Source organism: Chloroflexota bacterium, assembly GCA_016219275.1.
Taxonomy (GTDB): domain Bacteria; phylum Chloroflexota; class Anaerolineae; order UBA4142; family UBA4142; genus JACRBM01.
Window position 1 is genome coordinate 1 of the sequence record JACRBM010000002.1, and the last position, 19,757, is coordinate 19,757.

Consider the following 19,757-nt stretch of genomic DNA (forward strand, 5'->3'; position numbering starts at 1 on the left):
GTAGCACCGTTACTGATACGTCGGAAATTTTACCGCCGAGGCGCGGAGCACGCTGAGAACGCAGAGTTCTTTTGATTTTTCTCTGCGCCCTCTGCGTCTCGGCGGTAAACACCAAATTCGCAGTAGCAATGCTACAGTCTCAGATAAACGCGGATTGAATTTTTCTGCGTTCATCCGCGTTCTTTTTTTGAGAGGCAAAGATGGCAACATTGCCACACGATTATCGCGAACGCGTGTATGCCGGCTGGCTCGGCAAATGTATCGGCGTGCGGCTCGGCGCGCCGGTCGAAAATTGGACCGCGAAAGAAATCGCGGACAACTTGGGCGAGGTGAATGATTTTTTGCCACTGCCGCCCGGTAAAATTTTCAAGCCCGACGACGACACCGCGATGCCGATGGTGCTGATTCGCGCGCTCGAAGATTACGGCGTTGATGTCACCGCCGAACAAATCGGCGAAACCGTGCTCAATTATCTCGCCGATCAGCGCGACACGATTTGGTGGGGCGGTTACGGCGTTTCGACCGAACACACGTCGTATTTGAACCTGGCGAACGGCATCGCCGCGCCGCGTTCCGGTTCCATCGCGCAAAACGGAAAAATGATCGCAGAACAAATTGGCGGACAAATTTTTTCCGACGTCTGGGGGTTAGTCGCGCCGAACGACTCGGGGCTTGCCGCCGACCTTGCCGCGCGCGCGAGCAGTGTCGCGAACGACGGCGAGGGAATCCTGGGAGGACGCTTCATCGCCGCGCTCGTGAGCTGCGCGTTCGGCGAAGCCGATCCCGTGCGTTTGATCGTGTGCGCGCTCAAACAAATTCCACGCGCGAGCGAGTACGCGCGCGTCGTGAATGCGATGCTCGATTTTTATCGCGCGCACCCGGACGATTGGCGCGCGGGCTACCAATTCCTCGCGCAGAATTTCGGCTACGATAAATATCCCGGCGTCGTGCACATCATTCCGAATGCAGGCGTCGTCGCGATGGCGTTGCTGTATGGCAATGGCATTTTCTCGCGCGCCGTCCAAATCGCGACGAACGCGGGCTGGGACACGGATTGCAACGCGGGCAACGTCGGCGCGGTGATGGGCGTCGCGGTCGGGCTGGATGGCATTGAACGACACTGGCGCGACGCGATGAACGATGTGCTCGTCGGCGCGAGCGTCATCGGCGCGCGCAACGTGATGAATATTCCTGGGTGCGCGGATGTGCTCGCGCGGCTCGGCGAACAAATCGCACGCGTCGAGTCTGAATCACGCCCGCGTTATCATTTCGATTATCGCGGCTCGACCCAGGGTTTTCTCGCGCAAGCGCAGTTGGGCGAATTTTTTTTGCAGCCGGCAACGGACAGCGCGTTGCAAATTCATTTGCGCGGCTTGAAGAAAAAAGGCGAGGCGCGCGTGTTCGTTCGCACCTACTATCGCGCGAACGAGTTGAGCGCGAATTATTACGGCGCGAGTTTTTCGCCGCTCATTTATCCGGGGCAAACACTCACCGCGCGCGTGTTCATTCCAGCGGACGCGCCGGAGGGATTGATTGCGTCGCTCTTTGCGTGGGACGACAACGCGCGCGTAACACATCAAGAACCCGGCGCAATGCTCAAAACAGGGCAATGGCAAACCATCGCGTTTACAATTCCGTCGCTCGACAATGCGCTGTTCTCGCAGGTCGGCATCGCGTTTCGCAATATCGGCGAAGCATGGACGGGAAATGTTCTGCTCGACGCACTCGATTGGAATGGCGCGCCGAATTTCGCTTGCGATTTCAGTCGCGAACGCAATGAGTACGGCGCGATCAGCGGTTGGACTTTACTGCGTGGGTTCTGGCGAATCGAAGAGGGCGCGTTTCACGGGAGCGGCGCGGGCATGAGCGAAGCGTACACTGGCGACGTGACCTGGCGCGATCTCTCGTACGAAGTTGATCTCGTGCCGGTCGTCGGCGACGATCATCGCGTTCTCGTGCGCGTGCAAGGCGCGCGACGTTCTTACGCGGTCGGGCTGGCATCGAACGATCGGTTCGTCATTTACAAGAACGCGGGCGGCTACGCGCCGGTCGCGGAAACTCATTTCGCGTGGACGCTGGGCGCGCGTTATCGTTTGCGTGTTCAAGCGCGCGGCGCGAACATCGCGGCATCCATCAACAATCAGGTCGCACTAACGTGGACGGATGCCGCGCAACCGTACTGGCATGGACAAGTCGGTCTGTCGAATTTTGCGGGTCACACGCGATACGAACGATTCAAGATCGCATCGTGAGTTTGCCCATCCGTTGAAAACGCCTGCCAGCTGGCAGGCGTTTTCATTTCTGTGTTAGCCAGAGCGCCTGGTACGGTTGTAGCGATAACAAAGTTCCGTCGCCGATCTCCGCGCGCGTAATGAGGTCTATCACGCGTGCAGATTTGTCGCCGAACGCGCGCGTCCAATCCAGGCGCACGCCGACGACGCGATTGCAAACATTGTACAGCGCGATAACGGTCGCGCCGTTCGATGCGGTACGTTGGACTGCGAACACCGATGCGCCCAGGTCGAGCACGCGCATCGCGCCGTGCGGATCGAACGCGGGATGTGCGGTGCGCGCGCGCAGCAAGCGCGCATAGCGCGCGAATACCTGGGAACGCCGTGACCCAGGATCGCCCAGTTCGCGTTCGAGCGGCGCGCGCTCGAGTTTTTCGCGATTGATCGCGCGCGGGTGCCCCGTCTCGCTCACACCGGCTTGCCAACCGCGTGAACCGAAAAGACTGTGAAAATAGATTCCTGGCACACCGACAAGCGACAGCATAATCGCCTGCGCCGCGATGAAACGCTGCATCTGGGTTTCGCGCGATTCGCCCGCGTGCGGATCGTTGAGCGCGTCGAATAGGTTGATGTTTAATTCGTACGGGCTTGTCATACCGTCGGGATCATTTTTGTGCGACACCAAACCGTCGTGCATTTGTGTGTGCGCGACGAGCGCATCCAACTCGGCATCGCTCAGAATACCGCGCGCCGGATTCAAGCCGATGCCGTCGTGCGACGCGAGAAAGTTGAAAAACGTCACATGCGACGAAGGCAACATCAGTGTGTTTGCCCAGCGCGTCAGCGCCGTTGCGTTGCCGGTGTGAAACGTGTGGAGCGTGAGCGGCGGTAGCGCAAAGTTGTACACCATCTGCGCTTCGTTCGCGCCGTCACCAAAGTACGCCACGTTGTCCGCATGCGGCACATTCGTCTCGGTGATCAACACGACGTGCGGCGCGATCTCGTCAAGCACCCCGCGCATGAGTTGAATAACGCGATGTGTTTGCGGCAAGTGCAAGCACGTTGTGCCAAACTCCTTCCACAAAAATCCAATCGCGTCAAGCCGAATCAATTCTGCGCCGCGCGCGACATACCCCAGCAACACATCCATCATGTCGAGCAGAACATCCGGGTTGTGATAGTTCAAATCAATTTGATCCGCGCTAAAGGTCGTCCACACGTTCTTTGTACCGCGCGGCGTAGCGAACGGCGTCAACAGCGGTAGCGTGCGCGGGCGCACCACGCGCGACACATCCGCGCCGTTTGGCGCGACGATAAAGTAATCGCGATAACGCGGCTCGTCGCCGAGAAAACCCTGAAACCACGCGCTCTGCGCCGAAACGTGATTCGCGACGAGATCGAACGTCAGGCGAAAGTGTCGTCGGAATTGCGCGAGATCGTCCCAGGTTCCCAGGTCTGGGTTGACCGCGCGATAATCTATCACCGAAAAACCATCATCGGACGAGTACGGAAAAAACGGCAAGAGGTGAACGCCAGTGACCAGATCGCCGAGATAGCGCGCGCAAAATTCGGCGAGCGTGCGCAACGGCGCTTCGCCCGGCGCACGCACTTGATCGCCATACGTGATGAGAAACGCGTCGCGTTCGGTCAGCTCCGTCGCGCGCGGCGGCGGAATGCGCGCGCGATAGTGCGCGATGAGCGACGACAAGCGCGCCAGAGTTGGCGGCGCGCTATCCTCGCCGTAAAGCATCGTCACGTGTTCGGCGATTTTCGTCATGGCAGATGCTCTGGCGCAGTTGTGATCGGCGTCGGACTCGTGAACAGCAGCACGCCATCGTGCGGCGCGAGTGTGACCGCGATCTTCGAGGTCTTGGCGATCTCGAAGGTCTGATTGATCCAATCGTACACGTACTGCGTGCCCGCGATGCCGAGCGCGTCCAGCGAGTACGTGCGTTGCGTCGGAGTTTCACCGGTGTTGAAGATAAAAATCGCCGCAACTCCATCCCCGGTTGCGGGGGTTCGCACTTGAACGAGTACCGGGTCGGCGACCGGTTCATGGCGCACGCGTTGCGAATGTAGATCGCTAGGCAAGCGTTCGTACGTAGTCGGCGATTGAGCCAGGAATGGAAAATGACACGTCGCGCGTGGCGAATTGACCAGGAACTTGCACAAGCGCAAACGCTCCGGCGAAAGTTCGTCGAGCGCGTCGCTCGTCATCCGCACACCGCCGGTCATGCCGGCGTACAGCGCGAGCGCGCGCACTTCGGCGTCGGTGAGATGATGAAAACGGTCGCGCAACAAGATGCAATCGGGGTCGGTCTGCCACAAGATGTGATTCGCAAAATTGCGCGTGGCTTGATCGCGCAACAACGATTGCGCCGATAAATGCCCGCGCCACTCCACGCCGACATCGCCGCCGATGCGGACGCCGTCCACCAAGCCGACCGATGCCCAAAGCGGACAGCCGCAACCGAGCCAGGTCGCATCGCCGATCTCTTCGCGAATCATTTCCGCGACGCGCCGCCAGATTTCAATGCGCGTCATGCCGGGTGTGTGCCAACGCGCGCGGTCGGGTCCGTACTCCGCGCCCCAATACATGAAATCCGTTTTGAAATATTCGGACCCCCATTCGCGTCGCCACACGCGAAACACGCGCCGCAAATACTCGAACGCGTCCGGGTGGGTCGTATCGAGAATGTAATATTCTTCGCTCCGTTTGTGCCAGCGATTCTCGCCGTACAATTTCCACTGCGCGAGCGGCGCGTCCGTCGCGCGCTCGCGCACGACCCAGTCCGGATGTTCGCGATACAAACGACTGCGATTGCCGACGACGAACGGTGCGATCCACAACCCAGGGACAAATCCCGCCGCGCGAATATCGTCGAGCAGCGGTTTTATGCCGCGCGGAAACTGCGGTTTCACGTCGAGCCAGTCGCCCATTTCCGGTGTAAAGCCATCGTCAATCTGAAACACGCGCAGCGCCACATTTTCTTCCCGCGCGATTTTTTCTGCGCCGCGCAAATGCGCCAAGATATTTTCTTCGTTGATGTAGCCGTAGAGGTTGTACCACGAACACCAACCGGTGATCGGTTCGGCGTGATGCGGTTTTGCGACGATTCCGCTCAACATGTGCGACGCGTCCGCGACAATGCGCGCCCACTCGCGCAACGCGTCTTCGATTTCAGGATGCTCGAAGATGACGAGGCGCTCCGATTCATATCGTCCGGTATACGGCTTGCGATCCCACAACGTTTGAATCGTCAACGCCGTTGGACTAGACCGCGTGTCGAATGTGAACGTGTGTTGAAAACGTTCGTGGCGATCAAAACCCAGGATGACACTGCTCGCACCCGAGCGCGGTACGAGTTGCGTCATCGCAAAACCGGTTTCGGGACGCGTCTCGTACTCTTCCCAAGCACGCAGCGCGTCCGGCTCGACGTAGAAACTGCCATCCCAACTCGTATAGCCGTTTCGCAAATACGCGCGCAGATTTTCGATTTGCGCGAAGCGAATGCCGAATGAATCGAGCGCGAAATTTTGCGATGGATTGGCGATCCAGTATCGCAACCAGACGCGCGATTCGTTTTCGCGCGTGACCTCTACGCCGAACGCGCCATCCGGCAACGAAAAATTCAGTTCGCTGCCGCGCGCGTCATTGTGCACAACTTGGACCGGCGCATCGTTCAGCGCAACGCCGTTCACCACCGGGCGCAAACCGGAGAGTGAGATGTTGGAAAATTCGATACGAATGGAATGGTCAGGAGTGGGTGCGATTTTCATAAAGCCAATCTCCGATGGGATGCGGATAAAAATAGAAAGGCGCGTTCATCCGCGCGCGGAGGAGTCCGCGTCCAATTTGATTTCACTATGCGTCTCCGCCGAACGCGCCGCCGTGAGCACGAGGTCAAGCGATTTTGCGCCTTCGCGCAGCGGCGTGCGCGTGGCGCTATTCGTGCGAATCGCGTTCACCAAATCGCGCAGCTGAAGCGCGAACACATCTTGCGCCGAGACGATGCGCTCGGTTTCCAATGGTTGCATGTCCGAACGTGTGAACGTCGCATTGTTCCAATCCGCAAATTCCGCGACGAGGTTCTGCGTGACAACGCGCCACTCTTTGATCCACACGCCGGGCAGCGCGCCGTTCGTCGCGTAAATTACACCGAGCGCGCCATTCGCGAAACTACACACGGTTGCGCTGACATCTTCGATGGTATAGTCCACAAGGTCGCGATGAAACACATTCGCTTGGCGACCATACACCATGGTCGGCTCACCCAGCAAATAGCGCATCACGTCGAAAAGGTGAATCGCCTGCTCGACCAACTGCCCGCCGGATTTTTCGCGCGCACGCCACCACGGCGCGTGGAGCGCGTTGCAAAAATAGCGCGCGCTGAACAACCCAGGATCGCCGATCTCGCCGCGCGCGAGTTGCTTTTTCAAGTGCGTCACCGCCGCGCCGAAACGATACATGAACCCGACCTGGGTCTTGATCCCCACGCGTTCGGCGGCGTCCACCATGCGCCACGCGTGCGCGGACGTGAGCGCGATCGGTTTCTCGACGAGCAAGTGAACACCGCGCGCCGCCGCGAGTTCCACTTCATCGCGGTGCGCGAATGGCGGCAAGCAAACGACGAGCAAATCCAAATCCACCTGGTCGAGCATCACGCGATAATCGGTAAACGTTTTGGCGCGTCCCGCCGCGTACTGTACCGCGAACGCGCGCGCCTTGAATTCAGTGTGATCGCAAAACGCGACGAGTTCGATTTCATCATTCAGCGCGCGCGCGGCTTGCGCGTGCTTTTGCGCGATGCCGCCGCAACCCAGGATTCCTGTTCGTAGTTTTTTCACAGTGGTTCTGAAAGTTGGAAATTGGAAACTGGAAGTTGGAACTGTGTCCAACATCTATCGTCCAACTTCCAACATCTAATTTCTAATCTCCAAATTCAATCATCGCTTGCACGACCTGCTCCGGCGCGCGGTCGAGCAGTTCGAACAATTCCGTCGCGCGCTCAAACGACGCGGTGTGCGTGATGAGCGGACGCAAATTTAAAATGCCTTCGTGTTGCAATCGAATCGCGGTCTGCCACAATCGCAGTTTGTCCCAACGATATTTCGCTTCGGGGTCCACGCCGGAAATTTGCGAGCCGACGAGATTGACACGATTGTGATGGAATTCTTCGCCAAGATACAATCCTTTCGCTTCGCCCTGGAAAAATCCCATCGCGACAACGCGCGCCGAGTACGCCGCCGCGCGAATCGCTTCGTTCAGCGCCGGCGTCGCGCCGGATACTTCGATGCACACATCCGCGCCGCGACCATCGGTCAGGTCTTTGATCGCTTCCGCGATTTTTTCGCGCGCGTTCAACGTGACGGGCGCGCCCAACTGTTTTGCCATCGCGAGGCGCGTCTCGTGCAGATCAATGCCAATCACGCGCGCGCCGGATTGCCGCGCCGCTTGTGCGACGATTTGTCCGAGCGCGCCGAGACCGAACACCGCGACCGTATCGCCGATGCGAAGGTGCGCGTCGTGCACGCCGTTCAGCGCGACCGCGCCGATGTGCGAAAAGATGCCGAACACTGGGTCGGCGGCGCGCGGCATCACGCGCGGGCGCACGTAATCGAGATTCGCGACGTGATGCGTACGATGTCCCCAGGTTCCGAACACGCGCGCGCCAAGCGGCACATCGGTAACCGCCGCGCCAATTTCAATGACCTCGCCGACTTCTTCGTAACCCAGGTTGTGGATCGGATACTCCCAGCTGATTCCTTCGCCGGGTAGAAACAACCGGCGCGCCTCGTCCCAATGCTTTTGCATGAACGGATTCGTACCGCGATACTGGGTCATCTCCGTTCCCGCGCTGATACCCGAGTACAGCATCTTGATTCGAACTTGATCCGGTTCCAACACCGCGTCGTCGTCGTACGTTTCGTACTCAAGTTGACGCGGCGCGGTCACGATCAGCGCCTTGCCCATTCAAGCGTTCCTCTCGCGTAACAATTCCAGCGTCAATGCTGCCGACCACGAGAACTCAGTCGCGCCGCAACCGCTTCCGTCGCGCGGATCATAGTATTCGCGAAAGCCGCTCTGCTCGATCAATGTGAGACTATCGCGGCGCAGTTGTTCGGCTTGCGCGATGTAACCGTACCGGCGTAATCCTTCGGCGATGATCCAATTGATTTGAATCCACGCGGGACCGCACCAGTATCGTCGCGGGGCGTACCCTGGTTCGTCTTTGCTCGCGCTCGGCAACATGTAACGCGAGTCTGCGCCCGGCGCGTACTCGTGTGGATTCGCGAAATGTTCGTTGACGAGGCGCGCGGCTTGTGCGGGCGACGCCAGCCCGGCGAACAACGGCGCAAACGTTTGACACGCGTTGACGCGAATCGGCGCGCCGGCGCGCGCGTCGTAATCAAAGTACAGACCGCGCGCGTCATCCCAAAAACGTGAATCGAAAACATCGCGCGTGCGCGCGAGCCAGCCGTCCAGTTCCTGGGTCGGCTCGCCGAGTTCGACTGCGAGCGCGCGCAAATCCTCATCCGCGCGATGCAAGATCGCGCAGAACATCACATCCTGGACGAGAAACGGCATTTGCGCGAGAAGCGCGCGCGGTTCCCAGCGCGCGCGCCGACCCAGGTCAATCAAATGCACGAAGCGTTCATAGTCCGGCGCAAGCGGGCGTTCGTCGGGCGAAACGAACTGTGTATCGCGGCGACGGTACGGCGGCAAATCTACCGGCGTGATTTGGTCGAGCGCGGGCGACCAGCGCGGCGAATTGTCCGCGCCGGATTCCCAGGGATGGATGATGCACGGCAAGCCGGTGCCGTCTACGTCGCGCGCGGTGTGGAGCCAGCGATGCCAGGCGAGGAGACGGGAAAAATCGTAATTCGTAATTCGTAATTCGTTTATCGCCGTGTCTGATTTTGATTCCTTGCGCCATCGGTCAAACAACATCCTCACAACCGTCGCAAGAATCGGTGGCTGGGTTAGACCCGACGAAGGAATGTCACCCGCGCGTGCGAGATTTTCGGTTTGCCAAAATTCCGGCGGTGGAAAATACTCGGACGCGCCAGTCGGATAAACGATGTGCGGGACCATTCCGTCGCGCCACTGTGCGGCGAGCAAGGAATGTATTTCGGCGCGCGCGCGCGGCAAATCAAAATGCGCCCAACCGAGCGCGACGAGCGCCGAGTCCCAGTTCCATTGATGCGGGTACTGTCCCAGCGAGGGCTTGGTAAAATTGCCGGCGTCGTTGAGGCGCAGGACGCGTTGTGCGCGTGTAATCAAACCGTCCATATTTCAGTGTCATGGCGCAATAGTGCAATAGTGCGGTAGTGCAATAGTGCGATAGTTGGCGTAGCGACTAACCAACTTTCAGCTATTGCACTATCGAACTATCGCACTATCGCACTATTAAACTAATCGCTTCTCCAGTCGTCGCGTCCATCCAGCGAATCTTGTCCGCGTCGAAATGCAACCACACGTCATCGCCCATCGCGACGGGCTGATCGGGTGCAACGCTTACCTTCGCCATTTCAGAACCGACTTGCATTGTCAGCAGTTTGTGCGAGCCGAGCGGTTCGACAACCAAGACGTGCCCGCGCAATGTGTTCGGTTGTTGCGCCGCCGCAAGCGCGAGATTTTCCGGGCGCATGCCGAGTAAAATCGCTTGTCCATTTTTGCCGGCGAGCGCGGACTTGAGCGAATTTGCCGGCGTAATGTGCGATTCGCCGACCATCACGATGCCATCGGCGCGTAGTGTGCCTTTCAGAAAATTCATCGGCGGCGTGCCAATGAATCCACCGATGAACGTGTTTGCCGGATGATCGTAAATGTTCATCGGCGCGTCGCATTGCACGATGCGTCCGTTCTGCATCACGGCGATGCGGTCGCCCAGACTCAACGCTTCGATTTGATCGTGCGTCACGTAAATCGTCGTCGCCTTGATTTCCGCGTGCAAGCGTTTCAGTTCCGCGCGCATTTGCAAACGCAACAACGCGTCGAGATTCGAGAGCGGCTCGTCCATCAACAGCACGGCGGCTTGCATCACAATCGCGCGCGCTACGGCGACGCGCTGGCGTTGTCCGCCGGAGAGTTGAGCGGGATAGCGCGCGAGGTAATCGGTGAGTTGCAGCAACTCGGCGCCTTGATGCACGCGCCGTTTGATTTCATCGCGCGGACGATTTTGCATCTGGAGTCCGAACGCGATGTTATCAAAGACCGTCAGATGTGGAAAGACCGCGTAGCTTTGAAACACCATCGCGATTTTCCGGTCGCGCGGCGCAAGGTCGGTCACATCGCGGTCGCCGATCAACACGCGTCCGCCGTCCACGTGTTCCAGTCCGGCGAGACAACGCAGCAACGTCGTCTTGCCGCACCCCGACGGACCGAGCAAGACCATGAATTCACCGTCTTTGATTTCGAGACTCACGTCGTTTGCGGCAAGCGTCTTGCCGAAGACTTTGCGGACCGATTGAAAATGAATGCCAGCCATAGTCGCTCCAGTATTCAGTGTGCAGTATTCGGTGTTCAGTCCTGAATACTGAACACCGAATACTGAATACTCATCTTATCGAGAGATACTTCCCCACAAATTAAGCAGGTATCGGCGGATCAAGAAAATAAAAACCAGCGCGGGCACGATCATGAAAAAACCGCCGGCGTAACGATAGTACAGCGGCGAGTCGTTCAGCGAACTGAGCACCTGCGCGGGCAAGGTGCGATTGCGCAATGTGAGGATCGTCGCGGCGAACACTTCGTTCCACGAAATCACGAATGTAAAGATCGCCGCCGCCGCCAAGCCAGGGAGCGCCAGCGGCATCACGACGCGCAGGAACGCTTGGAGGCGATTGCAACCCATGGTTTGCGCGGCTTCTTCCAAATCGCGCGGCACGCCGACGAAAATGCCGGCGGTGACGATGATGACGAACGGCAACGCCATCGCGGTATGCACGAGCGCGACGCCCCAGATCGAATCGTACAAATCGAGTTGCAGAAACACGACGGCGAGTGGAATCGCGAGAATCGCGGTCGGAAACATTTTGCTGATCAAGAGTCCAAGCGACATGGCTTCCTTGCCGCGAAAGCGAAAGCGCGCGAGCGCATAGCCGCCCGGCGCGCCCAGCAGCAGACTGCCGACAATCGTCAACAACGCGACGACGACGCTGTTCCGCACCGAATCGAGCACGCCGCGCGTGTTCACGAAAAACTGCATCGTATCGGTCGAAAAGTCCGTCGGCAACAGGGGCTTGGGCCATTGAAACGTTGCTTGCCGCGTGCTGAACGCCGCGAGCGCGACCAGGTAGAGCGGTGCAAGCGTCCACAGCGCGAGCAGAATCGCCGCGCCGTAGAGCAATACGCGGTTGAAAATATAGCGGCGTGAAAGTGATGATCGCATAGCGAACTGTCCTTTCGTCTCTAAGCGTGAAACGTTTCTAGCATTTCGCCAATTATCCGCACCCGTTCGATGTCGCTGTCGGGTGGCAACTCGTCGGACACTCCCAGGATCAAGCGCGGGTGAAAGAGTTCGATCACGCGTTTGACACAGTCGAGCAGCGTTTCCATCGAGTAAAGCGGCAAGAAATAGATCGCCGGGATGCCATCGAGGAGAATTCGCTCGCCCAATGCTTGTTTGATTTCTTCCAACGTCACATCGCCTTGCGGTTGAGGGGTGCATGCTTCAATTGCTTCAAAGGGACTCTCTGCAATCAATCGCCGGAGCGGCTTCATCGAACCATCAATGTGAATGTGCGTAAATTTGCCCGCATCCTTCAGTTGCTGGTTTCGCTTGGCATAGTACGGCAGGAGATGCTTGCGCCAAATCGCGGGCGGGTCCATGTGCGCGTCAATATTCTCGCCAAAATTCAAGATCGCAATCGGCGCGTTGCGTAACACTTTGTACATCGCTTCGTCGGCGGCAGTGGCGACCTCAACGTATCGCTCAATCACGTCAGGATGATCTTGCATCAAATAGATCGTTCTTTCGAAACCCATGTGCTCGATAAACAAACCCTGAATCGGCGAGCGGCGAAAATAAAATTGGGGTGCGCCGCGTCCATCCACCGCCATGACTTCGCGATCATAAATCTCCTGATCCCAGTACCATTCTTCATCTTGCAAGAGCGCTTCGTAAATCCGAAAATCGTCAAGGGTCTTGAGTTTGAATTCACTGCGATACGAGGTATAGCCATACTCGTCATAGTGAATCACTTCTTGCAAAACACCGTTGGGCGTTTGAAAAGTCTTTTGCAAATGTGTCTGATCCAGCCATTCTTCAGTCACTTGTGTAGCGCGATAGCATTGTTGCAAAGGACGCACAAAATAGCGGACTGAAGCATGGCAGTAATCATACACGTCAAACAAGGAGAAATTTCGCATCTGGGACGGCAGTGTGCCGCGGCGTTGGTTGATGTGATACCAATATTCGAGACGCGGTTGCCACAATACACGACCAATGTCCTTGCCTTGAAAAACTGCCAGATTCATTTCCGCGAAAGTCGAATCAATCATATCCTGCCTCCGCCGGGTTGGTCTTCAACACGCGGAAGTAGACCCAGGTCGCGAGCACGGTGAAGATGAGCACGAGGACCGCGTACGCCGCGGCGACGCCCGGATTGCGATTCGCCACATACCAGTTGTACGATTCGCCCGCCATCACTGGAATGACGCGTCCCGCTAATGCGAAGACCACCGCAAACGTTTGAAACGCAAAGATGGTGCGGATGATGAGCGCGTTTTGTAAACTGGGTCGCAGTAACGGCAAGACAACAAACAAGGTGCGCTTGAGCGTGGTCGCGCCGAACACGTCCGCGGCTTCAAAGTAATCGCGCGGAATCACTTGCAAGCCCGCGAGCAAAATCGTCATCACGATTGCCGTCGCGCGCCATGATTCGGCGATGACAATCGTGCCGAACATCGCAGGGAGATTTTGGTACGACAAGAATAGAAAAGGTCTTTCGAGAATGCCGAGTTGATTCAGAATCGAATTGAGGTAGCCGCGTTCGGTGAAAATGGACAGCCACGCGATGCCGGCGGCAAGATCGGAAATCGCGAGTGGAATCGCGTAGATGTACAGAAAAAAAGTGTGTCCCTTGAAGCGCGTGTGAATCAGCAGTGCCATCACGAGCGCGAGGACGACCTGGGCGGGGACGATGAACAGCAACAAGAGAAACGTGAACTTGAGCGCATCGGCAAAGCTCGTGTCGCTTGCCATCTTTTGAAAATTAGCCAGCGTCAGCGAACCGTCGGGCGCTTGGAACGCGAGCAAGAATGCTTGCAGAATCGGAATCACGATCAGCAGCGTGACAAAGATGAGTGTGGGCGCGAGCAGACTGTACGGCAGAACAGATTCTAATTTTGCGCGCATAAGTACCTCGGGGAGTAGTAGACAAGTCAACAGGTAGACAAGTAGACAAGTATGCGTGTGGAAACTTGTTTACTTGTTTTCTTGTCTACCTGTCTACCGATTGCCAACCCTACTTGGCTAAACACGCGCCAGTGCTGGGTGGATCGGGCGACCAGCAGGGAGCTTTGAGTTCGGTCATCAACGCGTTGAGTTGATTGGCTTGGTCGTTCAGCACTGTTTTGATGTCTTCGCCTTTCAACACGATGCGCGTCAAGGTGTCTTGCTGAATTTTGTTAAAGTCGCCGCCTTTCGCGCCGAGTCCAATTGGCAGGAGCGCGACTTTGGCATCTGTCGCTTTCGATTGCTTGACGACGCCATCGGCTTCGAGGCGAACAAAGTCGGGCAAATTCGTCGGCAAGGCGGATTCGACGATGGGGTAGAAACTGACTTCGCGCAATGTGACGGCTTGCACGGCGGGACGCGTGAGGTACTCGATCACGGCTTCGGCGCCCGCGCGATTTGGCGTGCCCTTGGGGATACCCAGACCCGCCAGGACGCTCATATAGTAGCGACCTTTGGGACCGGCGGGCGCAGGCGCGCCGACAAAGTCATTCGGCTTGTTCTTGAACGCGTTGACCACGCGCGCGGTATGATCAATCGTGACCCAGACTTCTTCGGAGAGCAACGGGTCTTGCATGTTGTTGTAGGTCACCGATTGCGGATTGGTGTATTCCCAGATCGCTTTGAAATCGGTCCACATCTTGACCGCGTCGTCACTGCGATACGTGGTGACCAGACCGCCGGTGTACGACGGATACAGATAACCCTGGGTCAAGCGATGCATCAACCCGGAAGGACCGGCGGGAAAACCGATTTTCTTTTCCTTGGTCGCGGCGGTAATGTTCTTGCCCCATTCGGCGAGTTGCGGGTAGGTGAGCGCATCAATGTTCGCGCCGGCGGGAAGATACTGTAATGCTTTTTTGTTCGCGACCATGATGTACGTCGCTTGCATCCACGGAATGTAATACTGTTTGTCCGTGCCCAGCTTGCCCAGCGTCATGAATTCTTTGACGATGGGGCGGTCGCTCAACTTGGCGACGAGCGGGGTCAGGTCTTCCAACGCGTTCGCGGCGAGCAAGTTGGGGAACGTGCCGTGCAACACGCCGACGGCGCCGACGGCGACCTTGCCGGCTTTTTGTTCTGCCAAGATTCGATCTACGACGACACCCTCGGCATCGGAGATGAACTCGACCTTTGCGCCGGTGATGTCCTTGAGAATGGTGTTACGCATCTTTTCTTGTTCTTCGATGGGGGTCAACTGGGTCGAGAGAAAGACGAGTGGTTGGGCTGGCGCGGCGGTCGGCGCGGTCGTCGGCGCGGGTGGTTTGGTCGGTTCCGGCGCTTTGGTCGCGACGGGCGCGGTCGTGGGCGGGGGCGCGGCTGTCGGGACCGGCGCTTTGGTCGGTTCGGGCGCTTTAGGCACGGCGGTAGGCGGTACCGGGGTGGGGGCTGGCGCGCACGCGACCAGGATCACACCCAGCACCAGCGTGAGAATGAGCATTTTCTTCATCGAGTAAACCTCCTCCTTTGGAAACAAATGGATTCGCAGATTCGTCAGACAAAGGTGAACGCATTTCAAGATTTTCGACCACCTCCTTTCCCAAAACGTTTTGGGAAGATGTTGCAAATTGAACGGTAAAGTGGAGCCGCGAAACAGAAATCTAGCCGCCGGTAGATTCGCGTATGATCAATTCGGGTTGCAAGACCACGCGCGGATCGAGCAACTCTTTGCCTTCGATGCGCGCGACGAGCATCTTGACCAAGCGGCACGCAATGTCGTACACCGGTTGCTTGAGCGTGGTGAGCGGCGGCTGCGTGTGCTCCGAATCTTCGGTGCCGTCGTACCCGGCAATCGCGATATCGCGTCCGACGATCAAGCCGCGCTCGCGCGCCGCGGACAGCGCGCCGACCGCCGTCAAATCGTTCGCGCCGATGAGCGCGGTGGGGGGCTGCGGCAAAGCGAGTAATTGCGTCGCGGCGTGATAGCCGCCGGTGCGCGTGAGATTTCCTTCCGCGACCAACGCGGGGTCGAAAGGAATGCCTGCCGCGACGAGACCGTTCTGATACCCAGCGAGCCGATCCGCTTGCAAGGTAAAGCGCGCCGGCGCGCCGATGTAACCGATGCGCCGATAACCCTTATTTACAAGGTGTTTTACGAGGGTTTCGAAACCGGAGCGCGAGTCAATTTCGATGTACGGGAATTTGAGCGAAAGGAGCGTGTGACCATGCGCGACAAATGGAAAATCGTTTTTGGCGAGATACTTGGCGCGCCAATCGCGCAGGCGCATGCGACTGACGACGATGCCATCCACGAGGCGACTCTGTACCCAACGCGTATAAATTTCGCGTTCGGCGGCGGTATCGGGCGCGGCGGTCGAAACGAGTAGATCGAATTTGTGCGAGGTGGCTTCGTCGCCGAGACCGGCGATGAATTCGGAGAAAAAAGGATCGGTAAAGTGAGGACCGCTCGCCGGCAAAATGTAGCCGATGGCGTCGGCGCGTTGGCGGCGCAGTTGCCGCGCGGCGCGGCTGGGGACATAGCCCATTTCGCGCGCGGTGCGAATGACGCGCTGGCGCGTCTTAGCCGCCACGTCGTCGTACCCGTCGAGCGCGCGGGAGACAGTGGTAATGGAGAGTTTCAAGCGTTTTGCGACTTGACGAATCGTCACCGGTGACATTTTCTTCCAAAACGTTTTGGATGATGACGCCAGTTTACGACAGTTTAGCCAGGTTGTCAAGACCAGTACGCCGGCGATGACCCACACGGGTCATTGCGAGAGACGGTATTCTACCCCCACCCCAGCCCTCCCCCGTTCGACAAACTGCGTCGAACAGGGGAGGAAGCAAGTTCCCTCCCCTGCGAAAGCGGGGGAGGGTAAGGGAGGGGGTTCGCTTCGGACTTTTGAAAAGCCCTGACGTAGTCGCCAATCTACTTTGGCTTTATCCGTGCCGGTGGTATAATGTGGGCAATGTCTCTCCATCGGTTGTGGGCAATCGCGCACAAGGAATTCCGCCACATTCAGCGCGACAAACGCACGTTGTTTCTCGTGACGCTTTCGCCGGCGATCATGCTCATCGCGTTCGCGTACCTCTTTGCGTTCGAAGTGCAAAGCGTGCGGCTGGGCGTCTGGGATGCGGACCAGTCCGCGCTCTCGCGGCGATACATCGCCAGTTTGACCGCGAACGGCAAGTTCACGCTCGCGCGTCAAGTGACCGGTTATGTGGCGTTGCGCGAAGCAATGATGAGCAACGCGATTCACCTCGGCATTGTGATCCCGCCGGATTTTGAAGCGATGCTCGCGCGCGGCGAATCGGTGGACGTGCAAGTGATCGCCGATGGCAGCGACGCGATTTCATCGGCGGGCGGCGTGACGCGCTTGCGTCAGCGGACGAGGGAATTCAGCCGCCAGTTCTCCGACAGCGCGTTGCCGCCGCCGATCACAGTGCAAGCGCAAGCGTGGTACAATCGCGAACTCAGTTCGACGCTCGCGATGGTGCCAGGGCTGGTGCCCGTCGTCATGATTCTGCCGTCGCTCGCCATCGCGCTCGCGCTCACGCGCGAAAAAGAACTGGGTAGTTTTGAAACACTTGCCACCACGCCGATTCGCGGGTTCGAATATCTTGCCGGCAAATTATTGCCGTACATCGTCTACGGCATCGTTAGCGCCAGCGCCGCGTACCTGATGGCGATAATCTGGTTTCGTGTCCCGCTGCGCGGTCCCGCGCTCGATTTGCTCGGGATGACCGGGTTGTATCTGTTCGCGTCGCTGGGCATGACGTTGTTCTTTTCCTCGTTCCTCGCCAACCAGGGCACGGCGATGCGCGTCGTCCTCTTGATTTTTTTCATTCCCAGTTTTTTTATGGCAGGCGTGGTCCTGCCGGTGGATACGCGCTCCGGCGCGGCGCAAATCTTTTCGTTCTTTCTGCCGACGACGCATTTGGTGCAAATCACGCGCGGCGTATTTCTCAAAGGGCTGGGGCTGCCGGATTTGGTTACGCAGTCGTTCAACATGTTCGTCCTGGGTCTCGTACCGTTCATCCTGAGTTTGCTCACGTTTCGTAAGCAGGTCTGATGCTCAAAACGATTCTCAACCTGGCGTGGAAAGAATTATTACAACTTGTGCGCGACCGGTTGTTGCTGATGTTCTTGATCATCGTTCCAGTCGTGCAACTCGGGATGATTGCCGAAGCGACCGGCGCGGGGATTCGCAATATCCGTCTCGCCGTGTGGGATCAAGACAAGAGCCAGTTTAGCCAGGACTTGGTCACCGCGCTCCAAAACTCCGGCAACTTTAACTTGACGAGTCGCGCGTCCAGTTATGGCGAAGTGCAAGAGTTGATGGCGCACGGCAAGATCGGCGCGGCGGTGATTATTCCTCCCGGGTTTTCGCGCGATCTGTTCAAGCCCGGCGTTGGCGCAACGGTTCCGGTAATCGTGGATGGCACGAACGCAATCGTCGCGAGCAACTTGTTCGGCTCGGTCGAGGGCGCGATTGCCGATCTCTCGCGCCAATTCGTGGGCGCATCGGCGAACACCGCACTCGGCGCGATCAATCTCAAAATCGAATTCGCGTTTAATCCCACGTTGAACTTGCGTTGGTCTACGCTCGTGACGCAATTGGGTTTCATCACATACCAACTCGTGCTCATCGTCGCGGCGGTCGGCTTCGTGCGCGAGCGCGAACTCGGCACGCTCGAGCAACTCGCGGTGACGCCGATTCGTCGGTTCGAATTGTTGCTCGGCAAAGGGTTGTTGGCGCTGCTGATCGGACTGGTCAATTTCACGTTGCTCTATCTCGCGTTGGCATACGGTTTTCAAATTCCGATGCGCGGTAGTTTGTTGCTCTTGTTCGCGCTCGGCGTTCTGTTCATCATCGCCGAGATCGGCGTGGGCACCTTGCTCTCGATCATCACGGCGAGTCAACAGCAAGTGATTTTGATGGTCTTCTTGCTCGCGATGCTCGAAGTCACGTTTTCCGGTTATCTCGTGCCGACAGAGAATATGCCGTGGTTCATGCAATTCCTCGCGAGTTTTTCGCCGCTGCAACATTTCAGCGCGATTCTGCGCGCCGTGTACATCAAAGGTTCGTCACTCACAATGGTGTGGCAAAATGTCGTGCCGCTCGTCGCGCTCACTGTGGTGACGGTGAGCACGGGCTGGTATCTGTTCAGTCGCGCGGAATGGTGATCCGATGAAACTTGCCGTCAACTATTCCTTGCCGCTCCTAGACCTGGTTCGTACGCAACGCGTCGCGGTGGATTATCTCAAACTCCCGGCGTGGCGCAACGTCATCGCCGACGCGCAACGCGTGCATCCATCGTTCATCCACTTTCCACTCAGCATCGGTTCCGGCATCGGCGACGCGATGAATCATGAAACGCGTCTACGCGCCGATTGGAACGCAATCGAGGCGATGGCGCGCGAAACAACTACGCCGCTCATCAACCTGCATTTCTTTGCGTCCGCGCGCGATTTTCCGGACATTCCGGTAGACACAGCTGATCCAACGCACATCGCGCGGTTAACCGAGTGCGCGATTCGCGATGTGCGCGCCGTCGTCGCGCGCTTTGGCGCAGAACGCGTGATCGTCGAGAACGACAACTCGGCAGGTGGGACGACGTTGCGCCCCGTACTGTTGCCTCAAGTGATCGCACGCGTGATCGAAGAAACGGGATGCGGCTTTCTGCTCGATCTGTCACACGCGCGCATGGCGGCGCAATACCTGGGCATGGACACGCACACGTACATCGCCGCGTTGCCGGTCAAACGCATTCGCGAGATTCACATAACCGGCATTCAGGTAATCGAGGGACGCTGGCTGGACGCGCTCGCGCGCGTGGAGGGCAGTCGCGATTTTATCGCGCGCTATGCCGGACGATGGATGGATCATTTGCCGATGACCGACGCGGACTGGGACGCATTTGCGTGGGCAATCGGCGAGGTGCGCGCGGGACGTTGGGCGGAACCCTGGGTCGTGACTTTCGAACACGGCGGGATTAGTCCGTTATGGGAAGCGTTCACCGACGCGGACGCGCTTGCGACCCAGGTGCCGCGTCTCGCGGCGATGGTGAATGGGCGAAAAGAAGAGGGAAACGAAAGGAAATGAAGGAAATATGGAAACGG

Annotated in this window: 15 protein-coding genes; 4 read left to right on the top strand and 11 right to left on the bottom strand. The window is 58.1% G+C overall.

All coding sequences use genetic code 11. The features are described from left to right. Window positions 1-200 precede the first annotated feature (200 nt). A complete protein-coding gene (locus HY868_00025) occupies window positions 201-2,252 on the top strand; it encodes an ADP-ribosylglycohydrolase family protein (GenBank protein MBI5300491.1) in 2,052 nt (683 codons plus the stop codon). Between the two features lie 43 nt (window positions 2,253-2,295). Here HY868_00025 and HY868_00030 read toward each other — a convergent pair whose 3' ends face one another. From HY868_00030 to HY868_00080, 11 genes are all read right to left on the bottom strand, one after another. Further along, a complete protein-coding gene (locus HY868_00030; GenBank protein ID MBI5300492.1) occupies window positions 2,296-4,008 on the bottom strand; it encodes a sugar phosphorylase in 1,713 nt (570 codons plus the stop codon). Further along, a complete protein-coding gene (locus HY868_00035; GenBank protein ID MBI5300493.1) occupies window positions 4,005-6,011 on the bottom strand; it encodes an alpha-galactosidase in 2,007 nt (668 codons plus the stop codon). The genes HY868_00030 and HY868_00035 overlap by 4 nt, the downstream gene beginning before the upstream one ends. A 45-nt stretch (window positions 6,012-6,056) precedes the next feature. Further along, on the bottom strand, window positions 6,057-7,079 hold the full coding sequence (locus HY868_00040; protein ID MBI5300494.1) for a Gfo/Idh/MocA family oxidoreductase: 1,023 nt from the start codon (window positions 7,077-7,079) through the stop codon (window positions 6,057-6,059). An 82-nt stretch (window positions 7,080-7,161) separates the two neighbouring features. Continuing rightward, the gene (locus HY868_00045) at window positions 7,162-8,205 is read right to left on the bottom strand and encodes a zinc-binding dehydrogenase (GenBank protein MBI5300495.1); all 1,044 of its coding nucleotides are present in this window, start codon (window positions 8,203-8,205) and stop codon (window positions 7,162-7,164) included. Next, window positions 8,206-9,525, bottom strand: a complete 1,320-nt coding sequence (locus HY868_00050) for a glycoside hydrolase (protein ID MBI5300496.1) — start codon at window positions 9,523-9,525, stop codon at window positions 8,206-8,208. It lies immediately after the preceding gene. Window positions 9,526-9,631: 106 nt separating this feature from the next. Continuing rightward, window positions 9,632-10,723 carry an ABC transporter ATP-binding protein gene (locus HY868_00055; GenBank protein MBI5300497.1) on the bottom strand — a complete coding sequence of 364 codons (1,092 nt, stop codon included), beginning with the start codon at window positions 10,721-10,723 and terminating at the stop codon, window positions 9,632-9,634. A gap of 75 nt (window positions 10,724-10,798) precedes the next feature. Next, a complete protein-coding gene (locus HY868_00060; GenBank protein ID MBI5300498.1) occupies window positions 10,799-11,626 on the bottom strand; it encodes a carbohydrate ABC transporter permease in 828 nt (275 codons plus the stop codon). 20 nt (window positions 11,627-11,646) lie between these two features. Then, on the bottom strand, window positions 11,647-12,735 hold the full coding sequence (locus HY868_00065; GenBank protein MBI5300499.1) for a hypothetical protein: 1,089 nt from the start codon (window positions 12,733-12,735) through the stop codon (window positions 11,647-11,649). Further along, complete coding sequence (locus tag HY868_00070; GenBank protein ID MBI5300500.1) at window positions 12,731-13,594, bottom strand: sugar ABC transporter permease; 864 nt, start codon at window positions 13,592-13,594, stop codon at window positions 12,731-12,733. Before HY868_00070 ends, HY868_00065 begins: the two co-directional genes overlap by 5 nt. Before the next feature lie 109 nt (window positions 13,595-13,703). Next, window positions 13,704-15,134 (bottom strand): carbohydrate ABC transporter substrate-binding protein, encoded by a 1,431-nt coding sequence (locus tag HY868_00075; GenBank protein ID MBI5300501.1) that lies wholly within the window; start codon window positions 15,132-15,134, stop codon window positions 13,704-13,706. Between the two features lie 160 nt (window positions 15,135-15,294). After that, complete coding sequence (locus tag HY868_00080) at window positions 15,295-16,311, bottom strand: LacI family DNA-binding transcriptional regulator (GenBank protein ID MBI5300502.1); 1,017 nt, start codon at window positions 16,309-16,311, stop codon at window positions 15,295-15,297. Between the two features lie 282 nt (window positions 16,312-16,593). On the opposite strand from HY868_00080, the gene HY868_00085 reads away from it, so the two are divergent. Genes HY868_00085 through HY868_00095 form a run of 3 tightly spaced genes read left to right on the top strand, consistent with a single transcriptional unit; the run spans window position 16,594 to window position 19,740 of the window. Then, on the top strand, window positions 16,594-17,706 hold the full coding sequence (locus tag HY868_00085; protein MBI5300503.1) for an ABC transporter permease: 1,113 nt from the start codon (window positions 16,594-16,596) through the stop codon (window positions 17,704-17,706). Beyond that, window positions 17,706-18,821, top strand: coding sequence for an ABC transporter permease (locus tag HY868_00090; GenBank protein ID MBI5300504.1), 1,116 nt, complete (start codon window positions 17,706-17,708; stop codon window positions 18,819-18,821). Before HY868_00085 ends, HY868_00090 begins: the two co-directional genes overlap by 1 nt. Window positions 18,822-18,825: 4 nt before the next feature. Further along, complete coding sequence (locus HY868_00095; GenBank protein MBI5300505.1) at window positions 18,826-19,740, top strand: DUF692 family protein; 915 nt, start codon at window positions 18,826-18,828, stop codon at window positions 19,738-19,740. The last annotated feature ends 17 nt before the right edge of the window (window positions 19,741-19,757 follow it).